A 2185-nucleotide genomic window follows, 5' to 3' on the forward strand; every position below is an offset into this window, starting at 1 on the left:
ATCTATATCCTAGGGGCGGGGCCGGCGGGCATGGCGGCTGCCTATCGCTTGACCCAGCTAGGCTTCCCCGTGGTGGTGGTGGAACGAGAAGACAGGGTCGGGGGCCTGGCCAAAAGCATTCGCTACCAGGGGTTCATTCTCGACTATGGCCCGCACCGGTTTTTTACCAAGATCCCAGCGGTGCTGGAGCTGTGGAACCGGGTTTTGGGATCCGAACAAGTGACTGTCCGGCGGCTTACCCGCATCTACTACCGCGAGCAATATTTTCAGTACCCCATTCAAGCCTGGGAAGTCCTGCGCAAAGTCGGCTGGTGGGAAAGTCTGCGCATTGTCCTTTCCTATCTCTGGGCGCAACTCATCCCCCACCCAGCTCCCCAGAACTTTGCCGACTGGGTCAAGGGAAAATTCGGCACCCAACTTTTTCAAATGTTCTTTAAGGGCTACACGGAAAAGCTGTGGGGGATCCCTTGTACCGAAATCAGTGCCGATTGGGCTGCCCAGCGCATCAAAGGTCTTAGCCTTGGGCAAGCCATCCGCAAGGCCCTGGGGTGGAACCGCGGCTCCGTCAAATCACTGATTGACCAATTTCAGTTTCCTCGCCTGGGATCCGGTCAGCTCTACGAAAAAATGCAGGAGTTTTTGCTGGCCGAGGGCCAAAAAGTTTGGCTAAATACAGAGGTCATTGCCCTTAGGCAGGAGGGATCCCGGATTGTTGAGCTGCAACTGCGCCATCTTCAGGATGGAAGGGAAACATGGGTCTCCCCCTCCCACGTCATCTCTTCGATCCCTCTGACAGTGTTGGTGCAGAGCCTGCGGGAACCGCCTCCCCCAGAAGTGCTGCAGGCAGCCCGCAACCTCAAGTTTCGCAACACGGTTTTGGTTTACTTGATTGTGGAGGGATCCCAGCTTTTCCCCGACAACTGGCTGTATATCAACGACCCAACAGTGCAGGTTGGTCGGGTAACCAACTTTGCCAATTGGTCACCGGCTATGCTCCCCAACCGGGAACAAACCCCCTTGTGCTGTGAGTATTGGTGCAACTTTGGGGATCCCTTGTGGCAAGCCCCTGAGGAGCAATTGCTGACTTTAGCTGAGAAGGAGCTACGCCAAATTGGCCTGCTGCAAGGCCAGAAGATCCGCGGCGGCTTTGTGGTGCGCCTGCCCCGCACCTATCCTATCTATGCCGGCAGCTACAAAGAAGATCTAGCCACTTTGCAGAAGTATCTTGGACAGTTTGAAAACCTGCAACTGGTGGGCCGCTATGGCTCGTTTAAGTACAACAACCAGGATCACAGCTTGCTGATGGGCCTATTGGCGGCGGAAAACGTCCTCCGCCCCGGCAGCCACGATCTCTGGCAGGTGAACTCCGATGACGATTACCAAGAAGAGATCAAAGTGCCACCCCCACCTGCGAAGGTCCGGCGATGAGCTTCTCTCTTAGCCATCTGTTGCGGCAAAGCCGGCAGCGTCTTGCCCCTTTCTCTATCCAGGTTCTGCTGCCAAGCTTAGCCTTGACAGGGTTGCAGATCTTCTTAATCTCCCTTTGGAGCCAGGAGGATGACTATGCTTCCATCTTCAAGGGTTTAACCCAGTGGGATAGCCATTGGTATTTGGGGATTGTGCGGCAGGGCTATCAGTTTGTCGGCTTTGACAAGATTGCCTACGAGCAGAGCAATGTGGCCTTCTTTCCTGGCTACCCTCTGGCCGTTATTGCCCTCAGCCGCTTGTTGCGGGTTGAGCCTGAGTTAGGGCTTTACCTGACCGCCCAGCTCTTTTGCTGGCTGATGTGGGTTTATCTCCTTCTACTTTACCGTCTCTGGCAGATCCCCTTGCTTTGGCAAGTTTTGGCAAGTTTGATGATCTTGGTCTATCCCAGCAGCTTTTACCTTGTCGTGGGCTACAGCGAATCCCTCTTTATGGCCAGCTTGTTGGGTTTTTTCTACTGGTCGGCCCACTTGAATTCAATGAGGTCAGGACTCCTGGCCGGGATCCACGGTTTGGTGATGAGTGCCACCCGCATTGTGGGTTTGCCGGTGGCGCTGGTTCCTCTGCTGCGGCTATCCCGCCCTTGGTTTTGGACAGCCAGCGCCGTTGTTTTGGCCTTGTCGGGCGGGCTGAGTTTTTTCCTCTACTGTCAGCTCCGCTTTGGCCGCTGGGATCTCTACCTGGAAATGCAGCGCTACTT

General features: G+C 55.3%; 2 protein-coding genes. Both read left to right on the forward strand.

Going from position 1 to position 2185, the window contains the following annotated elements:
* Nucleotides 1-1428 (forward strand): NAD(P)/FAD-dependent oxidoreductase (locus tag NW853_RS03580; RefSeq protein ID WP_414347798.1); only part of this gene is annotated, 1428 nt, incomplete at its 5' end.
* Nucleotides 1425-2185 (forward strand): mannosyltransferase family protein (locus tag NW853_RS03585; RefSeq protein WP_414347801.1); only part of this gene is annotated, 761 nt, incomplete at its 3' end. The genes NW853_RS03580 and NW853_RS03585, both read left to right, overlap by 4 nt.

The organism is Synechococcus sp. H55.11 (assembly GCF_047462475.1).
Classification (GTDB): domain Bacteria; phylum Cyanobacteriota; class Cyanobacteriia; order Thermostichales; family Thermostichaceae; genus Thermostichus.